This is a genomic window from Oceanobacillus piezotolerans (genome assembly GCF_003665065.1).
GTDB lineage: Bacteria > Bacillota > Bacilli > Bacillales > Amphibacillaceae > Oceanobacillus > Oceanobacillus piezotolerans.
In genome coordinates, this window is the sequence record NZ_RCHR01000002.1 from 217,557 (window position 1) to 241,621 (window position 24,065).

Consider the following 24,065-nt stretch of genomic DNA (forward strand, 5'->3'; position numbering starts at 1 on the left):
CCCTCCTCGTATTGGTTACTGGCCGAAAGACATCAGCATAGCAGATTGCTGGTTCATCATGGAGATTGCTTTTTCCATTGCACTAAACTGTCTCCAGTAACGATCTTCTGTTTGTGTGAGACGATCTTCAAAAGCATCGATTCGATCATTTAAATCGTCCATACGTCTTCCAATTGTGTAATTATCTAAAGCGGAATCCGTACTTTTCCCAGCACGTCTTTCAATCTGAGATTCTAGATTTCCAAGGGACTCATCCAGATGATCGATTAAGCCTTTTGTCTCCCCTTCTCCAGCGAAAAGTTTATATACGCTTTCTGCATCTTTCTGAAGAGCTTCTTTTAGTTTATCTTCGTTAATTTCTAGCTTTCCACCATCTAAATAATCCCTTGTAGTGGAAATTCCGATGTCCGTTATTAAGTCAAAGGCACCAGTGGAACCAACCGTTTTAAACCAGCCTTGTCTTAAGGTAAACAGAGCCGAGGAAATAATACTGTCTCCTCTTAAAATTCCACTTTTCGCTTTCTCTTCCCATAACTCAATTTCCTTTTCTTCCATATCATCCCGTTGAGCATCAGTCAATGGCGGATAATCGCGATATTTTTCTTCTGTTTGTGTTTCGTTTAGAAGTTCTATTAGTTCGTTGTATTTATCAACGAATTCAGTGATCTTTTCTACTGCTGCGTCGACGTCGTTGTTTAGTGTAAGAACAGCATCACCATTGGTCTCGTTGGTGAACTGGAAGGTAATTCCGTTCATGGTGTAGGAGTTATCCTTTGATTTGAAGCCTGATACTCCGTTGTAGCTGAATTCGGCATCTTCTCCGCCTTGTTCCTTTGTATAATCTAGTTTAAGTACTGTATTAAAAAAGCCAGTGTTATTAAATCCAATTTCTTTACCACCGTATAGATTTTCATCCGTATTGTAGTTTCCCGTACGTTTTGTTTCAATCATAAATCTTCCAGAATTTTCATCAAAGAAAGCTCGTACATTATTGTCTGCAGCATTGATTTTACTCGCTACATCGTCTATCGTATCACCTTGTTTTAGTATTACTATTCTTTCCTGCATTCCAGCTGGAATATTGTTTTCTTCATCTGCTTCACCATAAGAGAAAAAGGAGAAAGTTACTTCTCCATTAGCATTAAGATTAGCGGGGTCATCGATATAACTTTGGATAGCTTCGTTTAAACCCGCTCTATCTAATTTTGTTTGGCTAAAATTAATCGCACTGCTAGCAAGCTGGGTTACATTAATACGATAAGTTCCCTCACCAGCACTCGCATTCCCACTGGCCGTCACTGCACTTTCCATGGAAGAACTAGCTTTCTTCGTGCTATATGTACTAGTCAGCTGCATGTCTAAAAGCATTTTATCTAGCTCTGCAACTATTGTATTTATTTCTCTAAATTTATCTCGCTGCCATTCTAGAATAGTTTTGTCTTGTTCCAGTTTATCAAGTGGAATACGCTCTGCTTTCATTAAATCTTTTATAATAGTATCTGTATCTATTCCACTGGCTAATCCACCAATTCGCATACTCATAAAGGAATCATCTCCTTATATTTTTTCATCTATTAAAAATCCCATAAACTCTGCCATCTCTGCGTACATATCCAGCATTTTTTTAGGTGGAATTTCTTTTACTACTTCCTTTGTTTCCGAGTCCACGACAGATACGTAATATCGCTCTAATCGCTCATGTAACTCAAATTTCAAATTCGTCCGGATTGGTTTAATAAACTCATTTAAAGAAGCTACTGCGCCCTGTAATGCTTCCTTCGTTACATTCTCATTAGTGGGATATTGTGCTTTTTCTTCTTTGCTTACCTGATTTAGATCCCCAGCTTTTTCCGTATGTGATGTTATTCGCTTGATGTCTTCTACTATTAGCGGAGGCTCGGATCCAGTTGATACTTTATCTATTGCCATCGCCATGCATCTCCTTAACAATTATCATTACTATTAATATCGGTTATGGAGGAGATATTTTAAATGTTAATTCTTTACTTATTCGAATCTTTTAATGCCTTTAGTAAATCGAATGATATATTCGCTGCTTCATTGTTTTGCTGCTCTATATCTACGTAGATTTCTTTACGATAAATGCCAACACTTTTTGGTGCTGTAATTCCAATTTTCACTTGATCTCCCTCAATCGCAATCACTTTAATTTCAATGTCATCTCCAACTTGAATTGCTTCATTACGTTTTCTAGTTAAGACAAGCATTATTTAACTCCTTTCTCTACAGAAATTGGATGGATTGCTGCTTTTGAAGAATACTCTTCCATATTTAATATAGCTTGTTTTCCAATTAGCTGATTTGAGTTAACAATAATAGGAGCCTTTAAATTAAGTGTGCTCTCTTGGAATGGTCGTTTTAAGGTAACAATAGAAAATACAGCTACTTGTTTCTCATCCGTTATTTTTAATGTTTCGATTGTAGAGTCATCCAGGTTAAACGTATATTCTGGGTAGATAAGATAAGGATTTGTTACAATGAATGCTACATTAACATTATTTATGGATTGCAGGATTTGAAAGGCAGGGTTTTCTGGAAGATCTAGTAATACAAAGTCCGTTTCTTCTAAAAATCCCGGAATCCCACTAGGAAAATGGATTATTTTATCGTCGTCTATTTCTACTTCAGCAAGGTACTTGGTTTGTAATTTCATCATCATCACCTCTAGGTTTTCATTGTATACTCTAATTTTTTATAGTTTTTACTATTAATCTTTCGTATTTGATAGATAATGTGAATTAACTTAATTCAATTTTTAGCGTAAAAACACTAAACTAAAAATATTCGCTTGTGATTTCCGCTGCGGGCAGTACGCTTTCCGCGGGCTCGCGCTGAGCCTCCTCATTCGCAAAGACCGCTCACTGCGGGGTCTCAGCGTCTTCGCTTTCCCGCAGGAGTCGACTGCCCTCCGCTACAATCACTTATGTTTAACTGTGCGTTTACCATCTATAGTTTAAGAGTTTAGAGCACTAATTAGCGGAGGAAATACACGGAGACTCCTACGGGAGGACAGGCCTAGATGAGACCCCGCAGAGACGTATGTCTCGAGGAGGCTCAGCAGCCGCCCGTGGAAAGCGCAGTGTATTTCCGGAGCGGGTTTTATGCACTATACTGAATTAAACTAATCAGAAGTCTATCTATATTTTTCCATAAACAGCCATTCTTTAAATCGTTATATTAACAAAATCAATTTCTAAATCAGCATGCTGCTTTAATGAAGTCTCTACTCTACCGGGCTGATAATGATGCTGCACTTTTTGTGGATTAGCATCGATGATTGGCTTGTTCACCTGTACCTGAATATCCACATTTGCAGGTTGATAATTCGTTTCTACAGCAAAATGGGAAGGAATGAATTTAATACCAAGTGATTTCATGGAATCGTAAGCATTCTGAGCTGCTTGGGATGCTAGTGGGTTTCCACCATTTTCAATTCTCATCCATTCGTTTCCCTGTCTCACTCTTCTAGCTATGCCCTCCATTAAAGCTTGCTTTCCTTCTTGGGCAAATTGTTTGTTTCGTTTAAAAATATGCATTAAGTTCATATCTTCCCATGCTTTGGTCTGATCAATATCTAGCTTACCAGGAGTGGTACGAATGGATATATCTGCTGAAGGCTGTTTAATCGTCAATTCTGCTTTTGGCTGGCTTATTTCCTGCTTTCCAGGTGTTTGCTGAATTTGGATTTGAGCATATTGCGTTTTCATTCTAATTTGTGGTATCTCCATGGAACATCCCTCCTCCATTTTTTATCCATTAGGTAAAACAAGAAAACCCTACCCTTGATTGGGCTAGGGTTTATTTAGGTTATCTTAGAAAGTCAACCAACGTAGGTTGAATAATACGTGATCCTGAGGATAATGCTGCTCGATGGATACTTTCTTGTGTAATGAGCTGGGTAATTACTTTTGCATAATCAATATCCTCGTTCTTGGACATTGTTTGCGTGGCAATCACCTCTTGCTGGTCTAACCGATTCTCTACCAATTCCAAACGATTCATTCTTGCTCCAAGGTCTGCGCGGGCGTTAATGATATTATCGATATCATCATCAATCTCTCCTAAACTAGCAGCTATATCACCTGTGTTTGTTTCTAATTTCGTAATAAAATTATCTATTCTATCAAACAAAGCTCCTGAACCGAATACAGCCTCTGCAGAGACATTTACATTTAGTACCGTTCCTTTAGCAACCTCTATTTCAACATTTGAGTTCATTATGTTAATAGGGTCACCATTTCCATCAAACGGAGCCTCATTTGTATTGGTACCATTAAAAATATATTTATCATTAACTTGAGTGTTTGCAATATCAATTAGATCCAATTTAATTTGCTTCGCTTCAGCTGCAATATTCTGCCGCTCAGAAGCATCATATGTATCGTTACTTGCTTGAACAGCTAATTCACGTAGTCGCTGCATAGCTTGTGTAGCTTGATCTAATGCTGCATCCGTATTATCAAACCAATTATGTACCTCATTGGTATTGCGCTTGAATTGTTCAACTTGTGCTAATTCGGAACGATATCCCATCCCATTCATAGCTACAACTGGGTCATCAGACGGTTTATTTATCTTCTTCCCTGTATTCAATTGCTCCATGTATTTACCCATTTCTGAATAGCTATTGGATAAATTCTTTAACATGTTTGTTGAAAGCATATTCTGTGTTACACGCATTCTAGTCACCTACCTTCCTACTAAGCCCATATTATTGATAATTCGATCTAATAGTTCGTCAGTAGCCGTCATCGATCTGGCTGCAGCATTATAGGCGTGTTGAAACTTAATCATATTCACCATTTCCTCATCAAGTGATACAGAGCTAACGGACAGTCGCTGATTTTCCACCTGTGTTAGGAGAATGCTCGTATTATCAGCCATTCGATTGGCTTCTTGAGCTTTTACACCGAGCTTTCCAATTTCAGATTCATAATATTCTTTGATAGATGTGACCTCTCCATCTTTAAAGCTCAAAGGAAGTTCAAAAACATTAGCTAAATCTCGTGCATTTCCGCCGTCTCCAGTATTTCCATCGTTACTTGCTGCAATCAAGTCTGGATTATCTAAAATAGCACTATTGACTACAATCGTAGCAGCACCTTCCACACCAGCTGGGTCAAATGAGAAAAATGGAAGACCCGCATTTCCATTTAAATCCAAACCACCTTCATGAAGCCCATTAAATGCTTGAACAAATGAAGCTGCCATGTCATCAAAAGTTGCAAGCATTGCCACAAAATCTCCATTAGTATCATTGGTCTCTCCGTATCCATAAGCTTCAATTAATGCATTTAAAGAACCCTGTGATTCTGGTGGTAGAGGGAATGAAAGTTGTCCAGTTACATTATTATTTTCATCCACGAAATTCAAACCGTAAACTTTTTCATTAGGATCAGCAGTAGCATTGTGGTAGGCAACAGCCAGCTTTTGATGGTCACCTTTTGCACCATCTACTAATGTTTGGCCATTAAATGTAATGGTAACCAAGCCATCTGCAACATCCGAGGCATTATCACTGCTTTTAGAATGATCCACCTCTACGTTCATAATTTTGGATAATTCATCTATTAGGAGGTCCCGTTTATCGTAAAGATCATTCGTTACATAACCATGAACTTCTAACTTCTTCACTTCCTGGTTAATGTCACTGATTTGCTTAAGAATGGTGTTTACTTGATCTACATTAGAATTAATTTGCTGTTTCAGGTCGCCGCGAATGTTGGATAAGGAATTAGATAAATAGTTAAAGGTGTCTGCCAATGCTTGACCACGTTGAGCTACAACCGCACGTGCACCAGAGTTCTCTGGGTTCACTGCCAGATCCTGTAAGGACTGCCAAACCCCATCCATAGACGCAGACAAGCCTGTTTCAGATGGTTCGTTAAGTAGATTTTCCAATCTGCTTAAGGCATTCGCTCTGGATTCCCAATAACCAGCAAGCGTATTCTCTCCACGAAACTGTGTATCTAAATATTCATTTCGAATTCGCTGGATAGAACCTGCCTCAACTCCAGTACCGATTTGCCCAGGAATTTGCGGGCGATTTCGAGAACCAGCTGGAAATGGAGTAGTAGATTCAAAATTCACACGCTGTCTTGTGTAACCTTCTGTGTTTGCATTTGCAATATTATGACTTGTCGTATACAGCGCTGATTGCTGTGCAAATAGCGCTTGCTTCGCCATCTCTAAACCGTGAAATGTACTCATTGTTTAACTCCTTTTGCTTTAACTATTTATGTTCTGATAGACCGCATTTCAACAAACATTAAGCTTGAGAATCAAATAACGATCGATTGGGTTCTTCATTTTCCTTATTTTTGCTTCCATAGTTTATATTAGAAATAGAAGGTCGCATCAAATCCAGTGATAGCTGAACAAATTGCATCGATTGACTAAGCAATACTCGGTTCAGTTCCTCCTGCTGCTTTAATTCCGTTATCCGCTCGGTTAGTTTAGCTGTAACTCCAGCCAAAATTTCTTTATCTTGTTCTTGTTCCATAGCTTCGAGCATCTTCGTAATCGTAGCTTCTTCGCTTGAAGGAAAGTGGGATAGAAACCAAGCATCAACTAGCTCCTGTCTTTTCTTTTCCGTTTGTTCTAGCAATCTAATTTGCTTCCGTTCTTTCACAAGGATTGCTTGCATCTTATCCATATCTCCTTCTTTTATGCGATCAGACTTTTCTTTAGATATATTTAAAAGCTCTTCATGCACCTGGACTAGGTTGTTCATCAATTCTATTACTGGTGTCACTGGCAAAGAAACAACCTCCTTCTATTAGCCACACTTACTTCGATGACCAGAAATCGATCATTTTCTGCGCCGTCTTTTCTGCATTCACTTTGTATTCACCAGATTGTATGGCTTGTTTAATTTCTTGTACATAAGCTGCACGTTTTGCGTTTGGCTTATCCGTTTCCTGTAATTGTTTCGCTTGCTCTGAGATCTCAACCTGATCTTGCTTTTTCATCTCTTTTTGCTGTGCAGCTTGCTTTTCCATAATTTTCTTATATGGATTAAAATTGGTTGGATTAGGGCCATTTATCTTCACGTTCATTCACACCCCTTCGTTCAGCTAACTTCTCCTCTTAATATCGGCAACATGTAAAGAGTATAAAGAGTTAATTTTTCCTATCTTTACCAATAAAATAGTACGTATTACTCGATACTTTCTCCTTATCTTTCATGCTTTGCAGGCGATCTTCTATCTCTTCATAATCCTGCAGCTCTTTTGTCAATTCTGCTTGACAGCTTGCACAGATTTTCCCTGAGGTTATATCATTCCCACAGCGCTCACAAGAGTAAGCCAGATTGGGAAACTGCGAAATCAGCAATCTTTTCTCTTTAATAAATTTCGTAATAAAACTTTCTTCAACACCAGTATCTTCTACAATCTGAAGCATATTTGCTTGTCGATTTTTTTGTTTTATAAGAAAATCATGGACCGTTTGAAATGCTTCTTCTTCTTCTTTATAACAATCCGGACAGATGTCACGTACTCCTTTTAAGAAAACGGAGCCACAGCGTGAACAATTAGCTAATTCTGCCATCATTTATCCCTCTTTTTACGTATTATTCAAATTCTATCAAAAATCAAGTTGCTTATCCACGTACTAATGTAAGGGCATAGACTTTATGACTGCCATTTGCCTTAAGCAGGCTTGCTGCATGTCTTAACGTTGTACCTGTTGTATATATATCATCGACCAAAAGGACAGGTTTGTTAAGTGATTCGGACATAAAAAAAGGATTTGTTGCTGAAATTCTTTCTCTTCTCGTCTTTTTCGATTGCTTTTCTCCATGTATTCTTGATAGAATATTCCTTTTTTCCATAGGGATAAATCCTGCGAGCATAGCTGCTTGATTAAAGCATCTTTCTTTACTGCGTTCCTTACTTAAAGGAATAGGAACAACCACAGCTTCTTTCATTAAAAATTTGAATTGCTCGTTACACGCTTGAAAGAGTTCTTGTTCAAATATTTCACCTAAAACATAATCACCTCGATACTTCCACTTAGCAATAATTGCTTGCATAAAATCGTTATAATGAAAAATAGAAAAGTTCTTTTCTAAAGGATCACCCTTCTCTTGAGATTTCCACCACTTACAATCAGGACATATATCTTGAGTGGATTGGCGACTGCAATGCTTGCATCGGGCACCTGTTATTTTCTCCAGCTGTTCATTGCATCGACTGCATAATGCTACCTGCCTTTCTACTTGAAAAAGATTAATCCAGCTAATTTCGACGATTATCTCTTCCATACACCACAGACATTCCATTACTTGAATCCTCCTCGCCTATTCATTTGTTTAATGGATAAAATAGCCTCTTCCATCGCATCCGATTTGCCATCATGGAAAAAAAGCACTTCCCCTTTTGGGTCATTTGGACTCCTCCCAGCACGTCCTGCAATTTGAACTAATGCAGCCTCATCAAAAACCTTATGCCCTGAATCTATAATTGCAACATCTACCGAAGGAAAAGTTACCCCTCTTTCCAGAATGGTTGTCGTCAATAGAACCTGTATTTTCTTTTCACGGAAGAGGAGAACCTTTTCTTCCCTGTTTGGGTCTTCCGCATGAACGAATGCCATCTCCTTTTCATTTTTTAAGAAGTTCATTCCCACTAAATAGCGGCGCATAATACTGTGCATGTTTTCTGCCAGGGCAATTGTCGGAACAAAAATAAGTAATTGCCGGGCAGGATTTTTTCTGTTGGGTATCCAGGTAAAAAATTCTTTTGGAGGCAGAAACTTTTTTAAATCCTTTTTTAGAGAGAAACAAATTTTCTTTTGTGGTACTGGAAGGGGTTGACCGTGAAAGCGGATAGGAACAAAAACTTGTTCTAGCTTTTTTTGCTGTATTCTTTTTCGGTGCTCTCTCCTTGGGGTAGCTGTTAGGTAAATCGTTGTGCACCGTTTCTTTTTCGCTCTATTTGCTGCAAATGGGAGAGAAGCATCGTTATGGTATGGGAAGGCATCTACTTCATCAATGATAATCACATCAAATGCCTGCTTAAACCGAAGCAACTGATGAGTAGTAGCAAGGATTAACTGTGCAGTTCCGGCTTTGGTGGGACTTCCACCATACAATGCCTCTACTGTGACATTTTCGAAAGCTTTCTTTAATCTAGGAAGTAATTCACGAACAACATCTGCTCTTGGTGTAGCAATACAAATTCTCAAACCTGATTCCAATGCAGCCGTTATCCCTGGAAACAACATTTCTGTTTTTCCGGCTCCACAAACCGCCCAAACGAGTAATTCTTTTTCTTCTTTTCGAATCGCCTTTATAATTCGATTTGCAGCCTGCTCTTGTACTAGCGTCAGTTGTCCTTGCCATGTGCATGGTTCTAGATGATTTGGCCAGCTCACACTTTCACCATGCCATTCATATAATGGTTCACATTCCATTACTCTTCCCATCGCAATACAGTTTCGACAATATAAATGCGTTTTTGAACAAGTTCCACAAGGTATAGTTGCGAAAAGAGAGGTTTTTTTGTTACCGCAGCGAAGACACTGATTGGAAAATCCTTTCTGGACAATTGAACCTGCTTTACGAATAATTTGTTGTTGGAGTAGCTTTTGAAATAGGATTTCATCAAGGGGAATTTCCTGTCTTAATAGTAGTTTTCCAGATAAGAGGAATTTGAGGTGTTCCGAGGATATTGCTCTTTCTTCCATTATATCGCTCCTTTTAATAAATGGATTAGCTGCCAGAAGCGAATCCGGCAGCTTGGATGATTCGATATTAAATGATACTTCACTCAGTGGAAGTCTTACAACTAGATAATTTGCAATAATATAAGTGCTATTTCCTATACCAAGCTATTCCGAGTGCACCTTCCCCTAGGTGTGTACCAATTACTGGACCAAAATAGCTAATGTTTGTTTCTGCGTTAGGGAACTTTTCTGCAAACGCATCACGGAGTTCTTTGGCAGCGGCCTCATCATTTGCATGGATAAATGAAACATCTAACGGATCTCCCTTACTCGCCGCATCTTCAAGCATACTCGTAATTCGACTAATAGCTTTTTTTCGAGTCCGGATTTTCTCAAAAGGAACGATGACTTTGTCCACAAAATGAAGGATTGGCTTAATTTGCAAAAGTCCTCCTACAAGTGCCTGCGCACCACTCAAACGACCTCCGCGTTGCAGGTTCGTTAAATCATCTACCATGAAATAGGCAGTCATACTCTCTTTCATTTCATTTAGTCTAGTTAGAATCTCCTCTGGCGTTTTATTCATTTTTGCCATTCTAGCTGCTTCAAGAACATAAAATCCCTGAGCCATACAGCTTATTTCGGAATCAAAAGCATAAACAAGAATACCTTCAACCATATCTCCGGCGCTAACGACAGATTGGAAGGTTCCACTAATACCACTTGATAAATGAATGGAGACAACGGCATCATAGGATTTGGATAGTTCTTCTAACTTCGTGGTCACATAACCAATCGAGGGCTGTGAGGTAGTTGGGAGTTCCTGTGATTCTTTCATTTTATTATAAAAATCTTCGGTTGTTATGTCTATTTCTTCCTGATAGGATCCATCCCCAAAGTTAACGCTTAATGGAACCATATGGATATCATGCTCATTACGTATGTCTTCTGGTATGTATGCGGTACTATCCGTCATAACAGCTACCTTCATACTATCTTCTCCTCTACAATTACTTAGGCTTTTATCACTAGTCGATCAGGACTTGCTCTGGTTTATTAAACACGCATATTGTGCCGAGATAACAGGGACAGAAAACGGCGTCGCGCGTAACTAAACATCTCTTTTTTCTGAAGGATAGCCCTCTATATGAAGTTTCTTTTCAAAATGAGGGTGAACAAGCTTGAGCCAATTCATTTATATTCTACACGATAGTACTGAAAAAATCATTGCTTATCTTAAGGTTCAACTAAAAAATACAAGGACGTCTTAAGTTCGGGTGTTCCTGATGTCCATGAGTGACTTTTTTCTCGAGAGCTTCTCTCATTCAGGCTTTCATTTTGCTCATGAGTGACCTTTTACTCGAGTGATTGTCTCACTCGGGCTTTCATTTTGCTCATGAGTGACCTTTTACTCGAGTGCTTCTCTCACTCGGGCTTTCATTTCGCTCATGAGTGACCTTTTACTCGAGTGCTTCTCTCATTCGGGCTTTCATTTCGCTCATGAGTGACCTTTTACTCGAGTTCTTCTCTCATTCGGGCTTTCATTTCGCTCATGAGTGACCTTTTACTCAAAGGGATAGCTGTTGAGAAAAAATTTCTGTTTCATAATTTAGACAGACTGTGAACTAGTTTAATTCAGCATATTGCTGCATAAGCATCTGGAAACACACCTGAAATATGCGCTGGTGATTTCCGCTGCGGGCAGTACGCTTTCCGCGGGCAACGCCTCAGCCTCCTCGGAAGAAAACCGCTTCCTGCGGGGTCTTCGCTTGTTGCTTTTCCCGCAGGAGTCGACTGCCCCCCGCTACAAACACTTCATATATAGTAGGGTGGTGTTTCCTCTATACATTGTTTAAAGATTAATAGCACAACTTAGCGGAGGAAATACACGAAGACTCCTGCGGGATGACAAGCCTAGGTGAGACCCCGCAAAGGCGACAGCCTTGAGGAGGCTCAGCAGCGCCCGCGGAAAGCGTAGTGTATTTCCGGAGCGGTTTTACCCACAATCTTGAATTAAATAAATCAACACTTTCTATCAACTACGCACACAAATATCAATCTACGAACAGAGGATTTTAACCAAGAAAAAAGTGTACTCAAAAGTAGTTTTACCTACATTTTGAAGTACACCCTTATAATCATATGTTTATTAGATAACTTCTACCCAGCCCTTGCGGATTGCTGATACAACGGCTTGAGTACGGTCATTACAGTTCATTTTTTGTAAAATATTACTAACATGGTTCTTCACTGTCTTCTCACTAATATATAGCGTTTCTGCTACGGCACGATTACTCTTGCCATCTGCAAGCAGTTGCAATACTTGACATTCACGTTTTGTAAGAAGATGAAGTGGTTTGCGATATTCTACACCGCGATCAGCAAAGTTAGATGTGCTTTCCTTCGCTAAACGACGGTATTCCTTTACTAGATTATGTGTCACTTTCGGATGAAGGTATGAGCCGCCTTCTTTCACTACTTTAATAGCTTCAATAAGAGAATCCGCATCCATCTCCTTCAATAGGTAACCTTGTGCCCCGGTTTTTAATGCATGTGTCACGTAACTTTCATCATCATGAATAGAAAGGATAATGACTTTTGTATTTGGAAAATATCTAACCAAATCTGAAGTTGCCTGAACACCATTTGTATTCGGCATATTAATATCCATTAATACCACATCTGGATTATTTTCCTTTACTAGTTTCGCAGCTTCTGAACCGTCATCCCCTTCTGCAACGACATCAAAGGATGGTTCAAATTCCAGAATTCTCTTTACCCCTTCACGAAATAATTTATGATCATCAATCAACACGATTTTAATCCGTTTATCACCATTCATTTTCTCTATTCCTCCTAGTATTATAGAAATCTCCCTATTACTATTTCAGTAAACCCCATTTGAATCAGTTTCTTTGTATATGAGAGAAATGAAGATATATATGTTCTATTATACCTCATTTCAGTTAATATAGGGTACTTGAATTGATACGATTGTCCCTTTTCCAATAGTGGAATTTATGTTTAAAGACCCATCAAGCATCTCTACTCTTTCTTTCATCCCTAATAGTCCAAAGGATTTATCCTTCTTAATCTGGGTATCAAAGCCTTTACCATTGTCTATTATCAGCATCGTTATTCTATTGCTTCCTATTTCAAGCTTTACCTTTATCATTGTTGCCTGTGCATGTTTAATGGCATTTTGCAACGACTCCTGCATTAACCGGAACAAGGCAATTTCGTATTTTTGTTGCAAACGTATATCTCTTCCCATTACAACTAGATCAATATCTAAATTGTTGTAATCTGAAACCGTCTTAATATATTTCTTAACTGTCGGGATTAAACCAAGATCATCAAGGGCCATTGGTCTCAGGTCGTAGATAATTCTCCTTACTTCATAAAGAGATGACCTTATTAGGACGCGTATACTGCGAATTTCTTCTAATGCTTTTTCCATTTCTCCTTGTTGATAAACTTTTTCCACAATTTCGGATCTGAGGAGAATATTGGCAAGCATTTGTGCCGGGCCATCATGAATCTCCCTGGAAATTTTCCTTCTTTCATCCTCTTGCGCTTCAATAATTTTTAAGCCAAATTCCTGCTTTTCTTTTGCATCTACAATCATCTCATTAACTTGCTTAAAGTCATCCTGTAAATAATTCAATATGACAGTAATCTTGCTAGCCAGACCTTCAGCTCGTTCAATGGTATTTGCTAAATTTACAAGTCTTCGTTCCAATTCATTTCGCTTTTCCCGTAATACTTCTTCCTGTTGGCGAAGCATGGCTAATTTAGTTTGCATGTTATGTGTGTTTTCGTACACTTCACGGATTTCTGCCTCCGTGTACCTATCGAAATACTTACTTACTTCAGCTAGGCGTTGTCTGGAAAACTTTACTCTTTGTTCAAGCTGATCCCCATCGTCTATAAGTCGGATTACTTGATCCTTTGTCTCTTTTAATTCTCTTACCAGTCTTTCATACTCTGAACGAGCACCTTCACTAATGTTAAAAATCTCGTCCTTACTGTTCTCAACAACATCAACCATCTCATCGATGACATGATCTAATGCTTTCTCACTAATTTTTACAGCCACTGTTTTCCACCAACCTTGCTATAATAATACGAACACTTTATTATTTTTAATAGGGTCTTTCTATATTATTATAGGAAATTCCCACTAATTTTTTTAATATGTATATTTAATTATTCCAATTCCAACACTATATACCCAATTGTAGGAGGATTAAAACATTTATGCTATCATTTTATTATACCGTAAAACCAGAAGGCAGTGACGAGTTAATCATACAGAAATCCCGGTTTATTGGTTATGTAAGACGCGTTGAAACCGAAGAAGCTGCACAAGCCTTTATCCAAGAAATAAAGAAGAAGCATCATGATGCTACACACAACTGCTCTGCCTATATTATCGGCGAACATGATGAAATTCAAAAGGCAAATGATGACGGAGAACCAAGTGGTACTGCAGGTATTCCTATTTTAGAAGTGTTAAAAAAACAGCATTTGAAAGACACCGCAGTTGTCGTTACCCGGTACTTTGGAGGGATTAAATTAGGTGCAGGAGGATTGATTCGCGCCTATGGAGGCACTACCTCTCAAGCTGTCAAAACAACAGGAATTGTAAAGCGGCAGTTGATGAAAGGCATTTCCGTAACGGTTGATTATGGATTACTGGGAAAGCTTGAAAATGTTTTAAGAAATTCAACTCACATTCTAGAAAACATTCATTATCTTGAAAACGTAGAATTTATTGTATATGTACAAGATGGAGAGGAAGAAACTTTTAAAAATTGGATGGTCGACCTCACTAACAATCAAGCTGAGCTATCTGATTTGGAGAGTAAATATATAGAAATAGAAGTGGAGTCAACGAAGGAAGGTTGAATTAAATAGTAACCCCCTTAGACAGTAAGTTTTGCTCTTTTTAATTTATTTAGAAAGCTTAGATGTTATTAGAGCTAATAACCGTCATCTTTATAAAGTTTTGACTACACCCATCCAAATCCACTCTTTTCCATATTTTTGCTTTCCTAACTTACGAAAAAGCTACATGCCCAATGGGTATGTAGCTCTTTGCTCTAAGATTGAGTATGTTGACTGTATGAATGGGTTTTAGTTAGCTCTTGTACAAGTTTTTGGATAAGTTCTTCTGCTGTATTAATCGTATGATTCTCTGTTTCATCAATTACTTTTTTTAATAACTTTTTATATTTTTCTTGTTCCCCCATAAAGGAAATCCCGCCTTTATACAACATAAACAGGTTTAGATGAACTTTCGAATAAAAACCATTATTATGTCGGAATCTATTACATGTAGGATATATTAACACAAAATCTATAAATATTCTACAATTATATGGGTTAATAGATTGGTTACCTCTCCAATTATTGCCAACTTCAGAACCCTTTGTTATTTGCGCCTATCATGACTACAATTTGGCGTCTAACCCTAAAGAGAATTTTATATGACAGTATATGCAACCACGAGTAAAAAGGTAATAAGCATCCTTACTCCACTATAGATTCGTGAATTTATAAAATAATAGATAGAGGATTATTTTTCCAACGTAGAAAACTGTAAAGCATGTGCTTTACAGTTACAAATTGCCATCTGTTTCATTTTCTTGTTTTCTCTTCCATTTATTAAACTCAAGGTATTCTTTAAATTGTTCTTTTGAAACCCCTGAATCCATCGCTTCTCTTACAATTTGTAACCATTCATTATCTAATTTAGATGGATCGGTTTGTTCTTTATCATTTATTAGGTCGTTTACAGAGACTCCCAACACATCGCTAACCTTTTCGATGAACTGGATCGAAGGATTGGACTGCAAGTTTCGCTCGATAGAACTTAAATATGATTTCGCTATTCCTGCTTTTTCGGCGAGCTCTGAGATTGACATTTTTTTCTCTTGGCGTAATTTTTTAATTTTTTCACCTATCAAGTCATCTCACCTACTTTCAACGCGAATTATATCATATAAATGATAAGCAGTTCTATATAATGTACGAAAATTATTTAATATTTCCATTTACTCTCCCTACTTGAAAGAATTCACGTATCTCTTCCAATGTCATTCCTATTTCCTTGGCTTCCTCAATTAACATGACCCATTCTCTATCCAACGCCACATTCTCTGTTAAATTTGCCAACTCCATTTTCCCCCATTAATTTAAACTTTGTTTAGCGATAAATTAGTATATTCTATCCAGTCCACTATTATGATGATTCGGAATATTCATGAGACTATCATACTATATTAACCAAACATATGGTATGACTTGTTTTGTCGGAAAATAACTTTTTTCATATAATAAGAGACTTTTAAATTTTTATCTCTACTGCATCTTAATAATAATTGGGTGTCTCACCAAGTAAATAGTCTATATTAATCAAGTGAAATCTCACTCAGTTGTGGGTGTCTTATATTTCCCAATGGGGTGTTAAGGGGTGAGTAGGAGGTCCTTGGACGAATTTGGGTGTTAGATAAGAATCTCTCCCTTACTGCTATTCTTGTATCCTTATCGATTTTTTTCTAAACATGGTCTTACATCAAGCTAACTTGGTATTAAGTTTTTCACGCTTTGAATTTTATAATGACGATATAATATTACAGCACTCTGTGTCACTAGCTATTTAATTGCAACAAAAAGGGTAATGATACTTCTTTTACTCATACTAGAACAAATTAAATGTAATTCTCTTTTAAAAAGAGTATAAAAAATCTTAATAGACTATTTTACCCGTTTCCTATATAATTTAAACATACTATTATTTACAAATTTCGATATATTAAGGAGTAATTCTTGTGAGTTCAAGATTAGAAAATAATAAAAACAAAAAAAGACGTAAATGGCCCTTTTGGGTTGGGGGTATCATCCTTGCTTTGATTCTAATTGTTGGAGGTTATGCGCTTTATTTATGGAATCAGGTTGGCAATACTGTAGAAACCATGCATACTCCTTTGGCTCGAAGTGAAGATCCGGAATTTAAGCGAGCTGTTGATGATCGCTTTAAACAAAAAGATGCTATTAATGCTTTATTACTGGGAGTAGATGAACGCAGTGGTGACCGCGGTCGTTCTGATACAATGATTCTTCTTTCTTTGAATCCAAATACGAACTCCATGCTTATGCTTAGTATCCCTCGTGATACCTATGTAAATATTCCTGGACGCGGGATGGATAAAATTAACCATGCCTATGCATTTGGGGGTGTGGATTTATCCGTACAGACCGTAGAAGAAACCTTTGATATTCCTATCCATGTATATGGAAGAGTAAATATGGAAGGTTTCAAACAGGGAATTGATGCCCTTGGTGGTGTAACGGTGCAAAATAACTTTGCTTTTAGTCAAGGGGGCACTAGCTTCACAGAAGGAGAAATTCACTTAAACGGTGAAGAAGCTTTAGACTATATTCGGATGAGAAAGCAAGATCCAAATGGAGACTTTGGTCGTAATGAAAGACAACGAGTAGTAATCGCTGCTGCCATTGATAAAGCAGCTAACTTCTCCAGTATTACGAAGTTTGGTGAAATGTTAGAGATTTTAGGATCTAATGTCCAAACGGACTTGGATATGAATAAAATCCAAACCTTATTTACTGATTATATTGGGACTCGTAAAAACATTGAGACCATGCAGATTAACGGAAGTGGACAAATGATTAATGGCATTTATTATTATGTCGTTCCAGACGAGGAATTCAACCGAATATCAACTGAAATCAAAGAGCATTCTGAAGTCCAATAATATCCAATACTCAATCGAAAAGTCACCTGATGATTCCTTCACAGTGTGACTTTTCTTCTATTTTTCTTACAGCGAATCTTTTACTTAGCCAGAATCGTATACTTACTTAAATCAATAAATAATGGGGGTACTTATTTTGAAAAAATATATATTATTAGGTATTATACTTCTTTTCTTAGCTGCATGCTCCGAAGATAATGCATCACCTAATGACCGTTTTCAAACCTTTATTACACATTGGAATGAGCAAGCCTATAATGAAATGTATACCCTCTTCTCCTCTGAGACAAAAACATCCTATTCAGAAGAGGAGTCTATCGAACGCCAAGCTGGTATATATGAAAGCATGGGTGTGTCAAACGTAGAAGTATCTTTTGATGCTTTGGATGAAGAAAGCATCAATACAGCATTTGAAGAAGGAAAAGCTGAGATTCCATTCCATGTGGAAATGGACACATTGGCTGGTCCGGTTACTTTTGATTATTCTGCGACACTTGTTCAAGAAGGTGAAGAGGAAGAAAAAAACTGGTTCGTTCAATGGGATTCGGGGTTTATTTACCCTGAACTAAAAAATGGCGGAGAGATAAGACTCGAAACTATAGAGCCAAAGCGTGGAGAAATTTTGGATCGAAACAATATCCCACTTGCACTCAATGATGAAGTATATGAGGTTGGCCTTGTTCCTGAAAAGCTAGCAGGTAACTCCAATGAACAAGTTGCAAACCTACTTGGAATTTCTGTAGACTCTATTGACAAGGCTCTTCAAGCAAACTGGGTACAGCCGAATAGTTTTGTTCCTTTAAAGCAAATCTCACCGTCTAATGAAACGGTAGTAAACCAGCTATTAGAGGTGCCAGGTGTGCTGATTAATTCTGATGTGGGTCGTGTGTATCCTGCAGGTGAAGCGGCTGCACATCTTGTTGGTTACTTAAGAACGGTACGTGCAGATGATTTTGAAGAATTTGATGAAAGTCAATATGCACCAGATGATATGATTGGTGCTAGAGGGTTAGAACGTTTATATGAGGCGGAGCTTAAAGGACAGGAAGGTGTTCAGATTTATATAAGCAAAGAGGATGAAGAAAATGTCATTCTTGCTGAAAAACCAGTCCAAAATGGAGAAAATATTACGCTGACTATTGATATTAATGCCCAGCAGAGAGTTTATGTGGCTTACGATGGTGATGCGGGCACTACTGCTGCCATAGATCCTAAAACAGGGGAAACGCTAGCACTAGTAAGCAGTCCTGCTTTTGATCCAAACGAAATAATGTATGGGACATCAGAAGATATATGGGAGCGTTTAGAAGGCAATGAAAAACAGCCATTAATTAATCGCTCTATCTCAACTTTCGCACCTGGTTCGGTTTTAAAACCGATCACAGCTGCAATCGGACTTAAAAACGGAAGTATTAATCCTGAAGAAGGATTTGAAATCGAAGGATTAACATGGAGTAAAGGCGAAGAATGGGGAGGATATGAGGTAACTCGTGTATCTACTTCAAATGGCCCAGTTGATTTAAGGGATGCGCTTGTCCGTTCTGACAATATCTATTTTGCCATGCAAGCTGTCAAAATGGGCGCAGATAAATTTGTTAAAGGGATGGAGGAATTCGGATTTGGAGAAGAGATTCCTTACTCTTACCCAACAACAGCATCTATGATTTCCAACAGTGGCAGCCTAGATGATGAAGTACTCCTTGTCAATTCAAGTTATGGTCAAGGAGAAGTACAGATGAGTGCCATCCACCTTGCCTCAGCCTATACAACATTCTTAAACGATGGAAAAATGATAAAGCCGACTATTTTCGCTGATGAGGAAGATGGGCAAGTTTGGAAAGAAGACCTGATTACAGAAGAACAGTCGGATATTATTCAAGAGGCACTGCGCGCTGTCGTGACAGATGGAGCTGTTAAAGAAGCACAGAAGGCTGACTTTCCTATTTCCGGAAAAACAGGAACAGTGGAATTGAAACTTACTCTAGAAGAGGAAGATGGAGCAATCAATAGCTGGTTTGTTGGCTACCCAACCGATGACCAAGACATCCTTATCGCAATGATGATCGAACAAACACAGGATAAAGAAAGTGGCTATGTCATGCAAAAAGTGACCAACTTGCTAACTGAATTTAAAAAGCAATAAAATAAATGCTATCCCTTGTTATTATGAGGGATAGCATTTTTAACATATATGACTTTAATGATTACTTAAATATTTAGTTAGCTGATAAAAAGCTGCTTCATCGTGCTCATCTAACGCTTTATCAATAAGGCGTTTTACATTCAACTTTTCCAATTCCTCAATGATGATTGCGCTTTCAATATTTTGTTCTTTACTACTTTCTTGCGCCTCATTGATATAATAAGTGCTAGCTATCGAATGAAGTTGCTGCAAGAAATCAGGGAGGGTAATTAATTTAGCCATCGTTAGATATACGACATCTTTACCATTTTGGAAAGCAAATTTCGCTTCTACATTTTCTACCTTTTGCGTTTTTCGATTAATACGAATCTCATTCGCCTCAATCGGAATAAATTGGTAATCTTTGTCGCGAATGACAACGGAAAAATACTGATATGCTAATACGATTCGTACATACTCATGGTCAGTTTTGATATAATACGGCTTTAACATTTTAACAGTTACCATCCATTCACACCTCCCTAAGTAATTTGGCAAGACACATATCGTAATATTCAGTTAATTTATTTTACATTATTTATATAAAAATAGCAATACTAAATTATTAGATTAATTTCCATTAGTGAAAATTATGTTTCCTTTTGTTATATAAAAGGCTGGAACACAAACAAACTGTTTGACACAAACCAAGAACAATCCACAAAATAAATGAGGAAAAATACAGGAGACTCCTCTAGGAAGACAAGTCCTGGTGAGGTTCCTCAAGACGCAATCGCCCAAAGAGCTCACCAGCCGCCAGGGAAACGTGCATTGCATTTCCGTGGCTCTCAGCTTGCCAAAGTTTAGATTTTTTGATAAGCCCCCTCTTTCTCATCCTCAATCTATAGTAATGACATGTTCTGATAGAAAATCGGTAATATTTTTCACTTCATCTGAGGTAAAAAAGTACGTTGCTTCGATTTGCTGTAAATATTCGCCTGCTTTTTCTAAAAAACGGACTCCCTGCTTCATATAGGATTTATAATTCTGATTAACCTCATTAATTCTGCCCTCATATTTTTCATCTGTCCCATTTGACACAGCGAGTTCATAAAGATCAATGATGCTCTCCCCTTCACGTGACGGGAAAAATTCATGTGGATCTGTACTGTCAAATAAGCAAAAATCAAGCTCTCTAACCAGAACCATATCTAGGCTATTAGGGTCAAAGCTACAATGATAGACCTCTACATCAAATGCATTCTGCTGACAGGCATTTGCTACTTTTTTCATAAACGTCGATTTACCTGTCCCAGCTCTCCCTTTAATATAAAATACCTTTTTCATCGGCTTAATTAAGCTGGGTACTTCATTCACAACCCCATCAGCTGTATTCGTTCCAAATAAGCGATGATACATATGTCCTGCTGATGCATGTTTCTCTTGTCCCCCGATTATATCGTGAATGAACGCTTCAGACAGTGCGTCCGCTTTATTAAAATCCATTTCATTAATATAAATATCCTCTAAGTCATCATGAATTCTTAAACCAATTTGAAAGGAACTATAGGCTCTTTGGGTAAACAGTTCGAACTTCTCTATATCCTTCTCATCAACCCCATTGTGATACTTTACAAATAAATCTAAATCTACAACAAATAAATCTGTTACATCTTCTGGAACAATCCTATCAATTACGATTGCCAATGATTTATTCCGCAGTATTAATCCATCCAGATATTGTCCGTTAAGCGGACTCTTTAAAATCTCCATTTCCTCCCCTTGATATTTTGTAATAAATGCTTGTATTATACTTGTTTTCAAACGATTAGATGGATGCTTTAATACAATGATTTTATTAATATTATATAAATTTGGCTTTATATAATTGACAAAGCCTTCCGCCGTATTTCCAGTTACATAATATTTTTTCAAAGAGACACATCCTTTATAGTGGTCTGTATTAGATTATGATGAAAATGGGCGGGAGTGCATGTATTATTTCATAAAGTGAAACTTCACTCAGTCGGGTACTTACAGCCAGTTAACTTACGATAAAACTGCTACAGGTATACGTCATAGTCAACTAAAGCTATAGACCTTACAGCTTCAAAAATGACAAACGAAACCTATTCCGTTAACCCAAGCACTTTCCGTTCCTCCTCTGTAAATATACGCGATCTGCTTAAAAATCGTTTCCCCTCCGGACCTTCCAGAGAGAACATTCCTCCTCGCCCATCCACTACGTCGATAATTAACTGCGTATGCTTCCAATATTCATACTGGTCCTTTGCCATATAAAAAGGGCTGTCACCAATTCTCCCAAGCAATACATCTGATTCACCTGTACGAAACTCACCTAGTGGATAGCACATGGGAGAACTTCCATCACAGCAGCCTCCAGATTGATGAAACATTAAAGAGCCGTGAACATTCTTTAGCTTATCAATCAAGTCAAGTGCCTGTGCAGTAGCGATTACACGCTCAACCATTAAATCCCTCCCTCGTGGATAAGAAAAGGGAGCTATCTGCCCCCTTCCCATTAAAACAAACCTGTAGACGTCTCACTATAATTTATAAGCAGGTTTTTAGTTTGCTGATAATGCTCAAGCATCATGAGATGATTTTCTCTCCCAATTCCTGACTTTTTATAGCCACCAAATGCTGCATGTGCAGGATATTGGTGGTAGCAGTTCGTCCATACACGACCAGCCTCAATATTTCGTCCAAAACGATATGCCAGGTTAATATTTCTAGTCCACACACCTGCTCCAAGACCATATAGCGTATCATTGGCGACAGTTAAGGCTTCTTCTTTTCCCTTAAAAGTAGTGACAGATAAAACCGGTCCAAAGATTTCCTCTTGGAAGATGCGCATCTTGTTATGTCCTTTAAAGATAGTTGGCTCTACATAATAACCATTTTCCAGTTCTCCAGCTAATTGATTGACGTTGCCCCCGATAAGGACTTCTGCTCCTTCTTCTTTGCCAATATTTAAATAGGAAGTGATTTTTTCCATTTGTTCTTGAGAGGCCTGCGCGCCCATCATTGTTTCAGTGTCGAGTGGATGCCCAATTTTGATTTGCTTCACACGTTCAATTGCCTTCTCCATGAAGGCGTCGTATATCGATTCTTGAATTAACGCACGGGAAGGACATGTACATACTTCACCTTGGTTTAAAGCAAACATCACCAGTCCTTCAACTGCTTTGTCTAGGAAACCATCATCTTTCTCAAGCACATCCTCAAAGAAAATGTTAGGAGACTTTCCGCCCAGTTCTAATGTTACTGGAATAATATTTTCAGAAGCATATTGCATTATCAATCTTCCTGTAGTTGTTTCACCAGTAAATGCAATTTTGGAAATCCCGGGGTTGGTTGCGAGCGGTTTTCCAGCTTCTACTCCAAAGCCATTTACGACATTAATGACCCCTGCTGGGATTATGTCTTTGATTAGATCAATAAATACATGAATGGAAGCTGGTGTTTGTTCAGCAGGCTTTAAAACGACGCAGTTTCCTGCTGCCAAAGCTGGGGCAAGCTTCCAAGTAGCCATGAGTAATGGGAAATTCCATGGAATAATTTGTCCAACGACCCCTAGTGGCTCATGGAAATGATAGGCAACCGTGTCAGAATCAATTTGACTGATACTTCCTTCCTGCGCACGAATAACCCCGGCAAAATAGCGAAAATGGTCAATAGCCAGTGGCAAGTCAGCCGCCAATGTCTCACGAACAGCTTTCCCATTATCCCAAGTTTCTGCAACGGCAAGCATTTCTAAATTTTCTTCCATCACATCAGCTATTTTGTTAAGGATATTAGCACGCTCTCTAACCGATGTCTTGCCCCATGCCTCTTTAGCAGCGTGGGCTGCATCTACAGCAAGCTGAACATCCTCCTTTGTTGAACGAGCAACTTCACAAAAAACTTCTCCAGTTACTGGTGTGACATTTTTAAAATATTGACCTTGGATGGGAGCAAGGTATTCTCCTCCAACGTAATTATCGTAGCGCTTTTTAAAACTTACTACAGAACCTTCTGTATTGGGATTTTTGTATTTCAACTCACATTCCTCCTCTATTATTTTCAAAAGATGACAAGTCCATGAGGCTTCCTCTATTAGAAGATATGTGAATGGAAATAGAAGTATGACAAGCTATAGAAGAAACAAAAATCCCCATTCTCTTAGGAATAGGGATTTCGTTATTCTTGCATTTCTCCGTTTATTCGAGATACTTTCTAGTTATTGCATTTCTGGTAGTACGCGTACTTCCCGCTCCATTGATGAATGACATAGTGGGCAATTTGGTTCTGCCTCGAAGCTGAAAGATTCTCTCATCCAACCTTGGCATTCACCACTTGTACATGACCAAACATTTGTTTCTACCTCTGGTACCGGTTCTTTCGGTCCGCGAGAAAATGACATGAAAGCATCCCCTTTCGTAGTTACCTACTATTATACTCCTTTTCGA

Annotated in this window: 26 protein-coding genes; 3 read left to right on the forward strand and 23 right to left on the reverse strand. The window is 38.2% G+C overall.

Translation table 11 applies throughout. The annotated features are described in order from the left end of the window. Positions 1–15: 15 nt before the first annotated feature. The 15 genes from D8M04_RS05455 to D8M04_RS05525 form a co-directional block, all read right to left on the reverse strand. The gene (locus tag D8M04_RS05455; RefSeq protein WP_246001125.1) at positions 16–1,542 is read right to left on the reverse strand and encodes a flagellar hook-associated protein 2; all 1,527 of its coding nucleotides are present in this window, start codon (positions 1,540–1,542) and stop codon (positions 16–18) included. A gap of 15 nt (positions 1,543–1,557) precedes the next feature. Further along, the gene (gene flaG, locus D8M04_RS05460) at positions 1,558–1,929 is read right to left on the reverse strand and encodes a flagellar protein FlaG (RefSeq protein WP_121521905.1); all 372 of its coding nucleotides are present in this window, start codon (positions 1,927–1,929) and stop codon (positions 1,558–1,560) included. Between the two features lie 74 nt (positions 1,930–2,003). Then, a complete protein-coding gene (gene csrA, locus D8M04_RS05465) occupies positions 2,004–2,228 on the reverse strand; it encodes a carbon storage regulator CsrA (RefSeq protein ID WP_121521906.1) in 225 nt (74 codons plus the stop codon). Continuing rightward, a complete protein-coding gene (gene fliW / locus D8M04_RS05470; protein ID WP_121521907.1) occupies positions 2,228–2,674 on the reverse strand; it encodes a flagellar assembly protein FliW in 447 nt (148 codons plus the stop codon). Before fliW ends, csrA begins: the two co-directional genes overlap by 1 nt. Positions 2,675–3,185: 511 nt before the next feature. Then, entirely contained in the window at positions 3,186–3,749 is a 564-nt protein-coding gene (locus D8M04_RS05475; protein ID WP_121521908.1) for a DUF6470 family protein, read from the reverse strand. 79 nt (positions 3,750–3,828) lie between these two features. Further along, positions 3,829–4,701, reverse strand: a complete 873-nt coding sequence (gene flgL / locus D8M04_RS05480; RefSeq protein WP_121521909.1) for a flagellar hook-associated protein FlgL — start codon at positions 4,699–4,701, stop codon at positions 3,829–3,831. A gap of 9 nt (positions 4,702–4,710) precedes the next feature. After that, the gene (gene flgK, locus D8M04_RS05485) at positions 4,711–6,231 is read right to left on the reverse strand and encodes a flagellar hook-associated protein FlgK (protein ID WP_121521910.1); all 1,521 of its coding nucleotides are present in this window, start codon (positions 6,229–6,231) and stop codon (positions 4,711–4,713) included. 58 nt (positions 6,232–6,289) lie between these two features. Further along, complete coding sequence (locus tag D8M04_RS05490) at positions 6,290–6,775, reverse strand: flagellar protein FlgN (protein ID WP_246001154.1); 486 nt, start codon at positions 6,773–6,775, stop codon at positions 6,290–6,292. 34 nt (positions 6,776–6,809) lie between these two features. Continuing rightward, a complete protein-coding gene (gene flgM / locus D8M04_RS05495; RefSeq protein WP_342772629.1) occupies positions 6,810–7,079 on the reverse strand; it encodes a flagellar biosynthesis anti-sigma factor FlgM in 270 nt (89 codons plus the stop codon). A 64-nt stretch (positions 7,080–7,143) separates the two neighbouring features. Next, the gene (locus D8M04_RS05500; RefSeq protein ID WP_121521912.1) at positions 7,144–7,572 is read right to left on the reverse strand and encodes a TIGR03826 family flagellar region protein; all 429 of its coding nucleotides are present in this window, start codon (positions 7,570–7,572) and stop codon (positions 7,144–7,146) included. A 52-nt stretch (positions 7,573–7,624) separates the two neighbouring features. Next, positions 7,625–8,305, reverse strand: coding sequence for a ComFC family protein (locus D8M04_RS05505; RefSeq protein ID WP_121521913.1), 681 nt, complete (start codon positions 8,303–8,305; stop codon positions 7,625–7,627). Then, positions 8,305–9,711, reverse strand: a complete 1,407-nt coding sequence (locus D8M04_RS05510) for an ATP-dependent helicase ComFA (RefSeq protein ID WP_121521914.1) — start codon at positions 9,709–9,711, stop codon at positions 8,305–8,307. Before D8M04_RS05510 ends, D8M04_RS05505 begins: the two co-directional genes overlap by 1 nt. Before the next feature lie 127 nt (positions 9,712–9,838). Then, complete coding sequence (locus D8M04_RS05515) at positions 9,839–10,681, reverse strand: DegV family protein (RefSeq protein ID WP_121521915.1); 843 nt, start codon at positions 10,679–10,681, stop codon at positions 9,839–9,841. Between the two features lie 1,158 nt (positions 10,682–11,839). Next, positions 11,840–12,532 (reverse strand): response regulator, encoded by a 693-nt coding sequence (locus D8M04_RS05520; protein WP_121521916.1) that lies wholly within the window; start codon positions 12,530–12,532, stop codon positions 11,840–11,842. Between the two features lie 120 nt (positions 12,533–12,652). Next, positions 12,653–13,789, reverse strand: a complete 1,137-nt coding sequence (locus tag D8M04_RS05525; protein WP_121521917.1) for a sensor histidine kinase — start codon at positions 13,787–13,789, stop codon at positions 12,653–12,655. 161 nt (positions 13,790–13,950) lie between these two features. Here D8M04_RS05525 and D8M04_RS05530 point away from each other — a divergent pair, with 161 nt between their 5' ends. Next, positions 13,951–14,601, forward strand: a complete 651-nt coding sequence (locus D8M04_RS05530) for a YigZ family protein (RefSeq protein ID WP_121521918.1) — start codon at positions 13,951–13,953, stop codon at positions 14,599–14,601. Between the two features lie 194 nt (positions 14,602–14,795). Here the strand turns inward: D8M04_RS05530 and D8M04_RS20135 are convergent, their stop codons facing one another. The 3 genes from D8M04_RS20135 to D8M04_RS05540 all read right to left on the reverse strand — a co-directional run bounded on the left by D8M04_RS20135 (position 14,796) and on the right by D8M04_RS05540 (position 15,870). Continuing rightward, positions 14,796–14,945 carry a hypothetical protein gene (locus tag D8M04_RS20135; RefSeq protein ID WP_187695408.1) on the reverse strand — a complete coding sequence of 50 codons (150 nt, stop codon included), beginning with the start codon at positions 14,943–14,945 and terminating at the stop codon, positions 14,796–14,798. Between the two features lie 369 nt (positions 14,946–15,314). After that, entirely contained in the window at positions 15,315–15,662 is a 348-nt protein-coding gene (locus tag D8M04_RS05535) for a helix-turn-helix domain-containing protein (protein WP_121521919.1), read from the reverse strand. Between the two features lie 70 nt (positions 15,663–15,732). Beyond that, positions 15,733–15,870, reverse strand: a complete 138-nt coding sequence (locus D8M04_RS05540; RefSeq protein WP_246001126.1) for an anti-repressor SinI family protein — start codon at positions 15,868–15,870, stop codon at positions 15,733–15,735. A gap of 656 nt (positions 15,871–16,526) precedes the next feature. Here D8M04_RS05540 and D8M04_RS05545 point away from each other — a divergent pair. Beyond that, complete coding sequence (locus D8M04_RS05545) at positions 16,527–17,471, forward strand: LCP family glycopolymer transferase (RefSeq protein ID WP_121521921.1); 945 nt, start codon at positions 16,527–16,529, stop codon at positions 17,469–17,471. A gap of 136 nt (positions 17,472–17,607) precedes the next feature. Further along, positions 17,608–19,614, forward strand: coding sequence for a penicillin-binding transpeptidase domain-containing protein (locus tag D8M04_RS05550; RefSeq protein ID WP_246001127.1), 2,007 nt, complete (start codon positions 17,608–17,610; stop codon positions 19,612–19,614). Positions 19,615–19,668: 54 nt separating this feature from the next. Here the strand turns inward: D8M04_RS05550 and D8M04_RS05555 are convergent, their stop codons facing one another. From D8M04_RS05555 to D8M04_RS05575, 5 genes are all read right to left on the reverse strand, one after another. Then, on the reverse strand, positions 19,669–20,121 hold the full coding sequence (locus tag D8M04_RS05555; RefSeq protein WP_121521922.1) for an IDEAL domain-containing protein: 453 nt from the start codon (positions 20,119–20,121) through the stop codon (positions 19,669–19,671). A 369-nt stretch (positions 20,122–20,490) separates the two neighbouring features. Beyond that, complete coding sequence (locus tag D8M04_RS05560; RefSeq protein ID WP_121521923.1) at positions 20,491–21,528, reverse strand: hypothetical protein; 1,038 nt, start codon at positions 21,526–21,528, stop codon at positions 20,491–20,493. A gap of 194 nt (positions 21,529–21,722) precedes the next feature. After that, positions 21,723–22,085: a DUF779 domain-containing protein gene (locus D8M04_RS05565; protein ID WP_121521924.1), complete on the reverse strand. Its 363-nt coding sequence runs from the start codon at positions 22,083–22,085 to the stop codon at positions 21,723–21,725. A gap of 50 nt (positions 22,086–22,135) precedes the next feature. Then, positions 22,136–23,656, reverse strand: coding sequence for an acetaldehyde dehydrogenase ExaC (gene exaC, locus D8M04_RS05570; RefSeq protein ID WP_121521925.1), 1,521 nt, complete (start codon positions 23,654–23,656; stop codon positions 22,136–22,138). 180 nt (positions 23,657–23,836) lie between these two features. Beyond that, the gene (locus D8M04_RS05575; RefSeq protein WP_121521926.1) at positions 23,837–24,019 is read right to left on the reverse strand and encodes a cold-shock protein; all 183 of its coding nucleotides are present in this window, start codon (positions 24,017–24,019) and stop codon (positions 23,837–23,839) included. Between the last annotated feature and the right edge of the window lie 46 nt (positions 24,020–24,065).

Bases quoted from the DNA above. Each gene is read 5' to 3' on its own strand.
- flaG (WP_121521905.1), bottom strand. From the start codon at position 1,929: ATGGCAATAGATAAAGTATCAACTGGATCCGAGCCTCCGCTAATAGTA.
- D8M04_RS05500 (WP_121521912.1), bottom strand. From the start codon at position 7,572: ATGGCAGAATTAGCTAATTGTTCACGCTGTGGCTCCGTTTTCTTAAAA.
- D8M04_RS05515 (WP_121521915.1), bottom strand. From the start codon at position 10,681: ATGAAGGTAGCTGTTATGACGGATAGTACCGCATACATACCAGAAGAC.
- D8M04_RS05555 (WP_121521922.1), bottom strand. From the start codon at position 20,121: ATGGTAACTGTTAAAATGTTAAAGCCGTATTATATCAAAACTGACCAT.
- D8M04_RS20135 (WP_187695408.1), bottom strand. From the start codon at position 14,945: ATGGGGGAACAAGAAAAATATAAAAAGTTATTAAAAAAAGTAATTGAT.
- D8M04_RS05565 (WP_121521924.1), bottom strand. From the start codon at position 22,085: ATGGTTGAGCGTGTAATCGCTACTGCACAGGCACTTGACTTGATTGAT.
- flgK (WP_121521910.1), bottom strand. From the start codon at position 6,231: ATGAGTACATTTCACGGTTTAGAGATGGCGAAGCAAGCGCTATTTGCA.
- D8M04_RS05530 (WP_121521918.1), top strand. From the start codon at position 13,951: ATGCTATCATTTTATTATACCGTAAAACCAGAAGGCAGTGACGAGTTA.
- D8M04_RS05510 (WP_121521914.1), bottom strand. From the start codon at position 9,711: ATGGAAGAAAGAGCAATATCCTCGGAACACCTCAAATTCCTCTTATCT.
- D8M04_RS05505 (WP_121521913.1), bottom strand. From the start codon at position 8,305: ATGGAATGTCTGTGGTGTATGGAAGAGATAATCGTCGAAATTAGCTGG.
- D8M04_RS05520 (WP_121521916.1), bottom strand. From the start codon at position 12,532: ATGAATGGTGATAAACGGATTAAAATCGTGTTGATTGATGATCATAAA.
- flgL (WP_121521909.1), bottom strand. From the start codon at position 4,701: ATGCGTGTAACACAGAATATGCTTTCAACAAACATGTTAAAGAATTTA.
- fliW (WP_121521907.1), bottom strand. From the start codon at position 2,674: ATGAAATTACAAACCAAGTACCTTGCTGAAGTAGAAATAGACGACGAT.
- D8M04_RS05455 (WP_246001125.1), bottom strand. From the start codon at position 1,542: ATGAGTATGCGAATTGGTGGATTAGCCAGTGGAATAGATACAGATACT.
- flgM (WP_342772629.1), bottom strand. From the start codon at position 7,079: ATGAACGTGAAGATAAATGGCCCTAATCCAACCAATTTTAATCCATAT.
- D8M04_RS05475 (WP_121521908.1), bottom strand. From the start codon at position 3,749: ATGGAGATACCACAAATTAGAATGAAAACGCAATATGCTCAAATCCAA.
- csrA (WP_121521906.1), bottom strand. From the start codon at position 2,228: ATGCTTGTCTTAACTAGAAAACGTAATGAAGCAATTCAAGTTGGAGAT.
- D8M04_RS05575 (WP_121521926.1), bottom strand. From the start codon at position 24,019: ATGTCATTTTCTCGCGGACCGAAAGAACCGGTACCAGAGGTAGAAACA.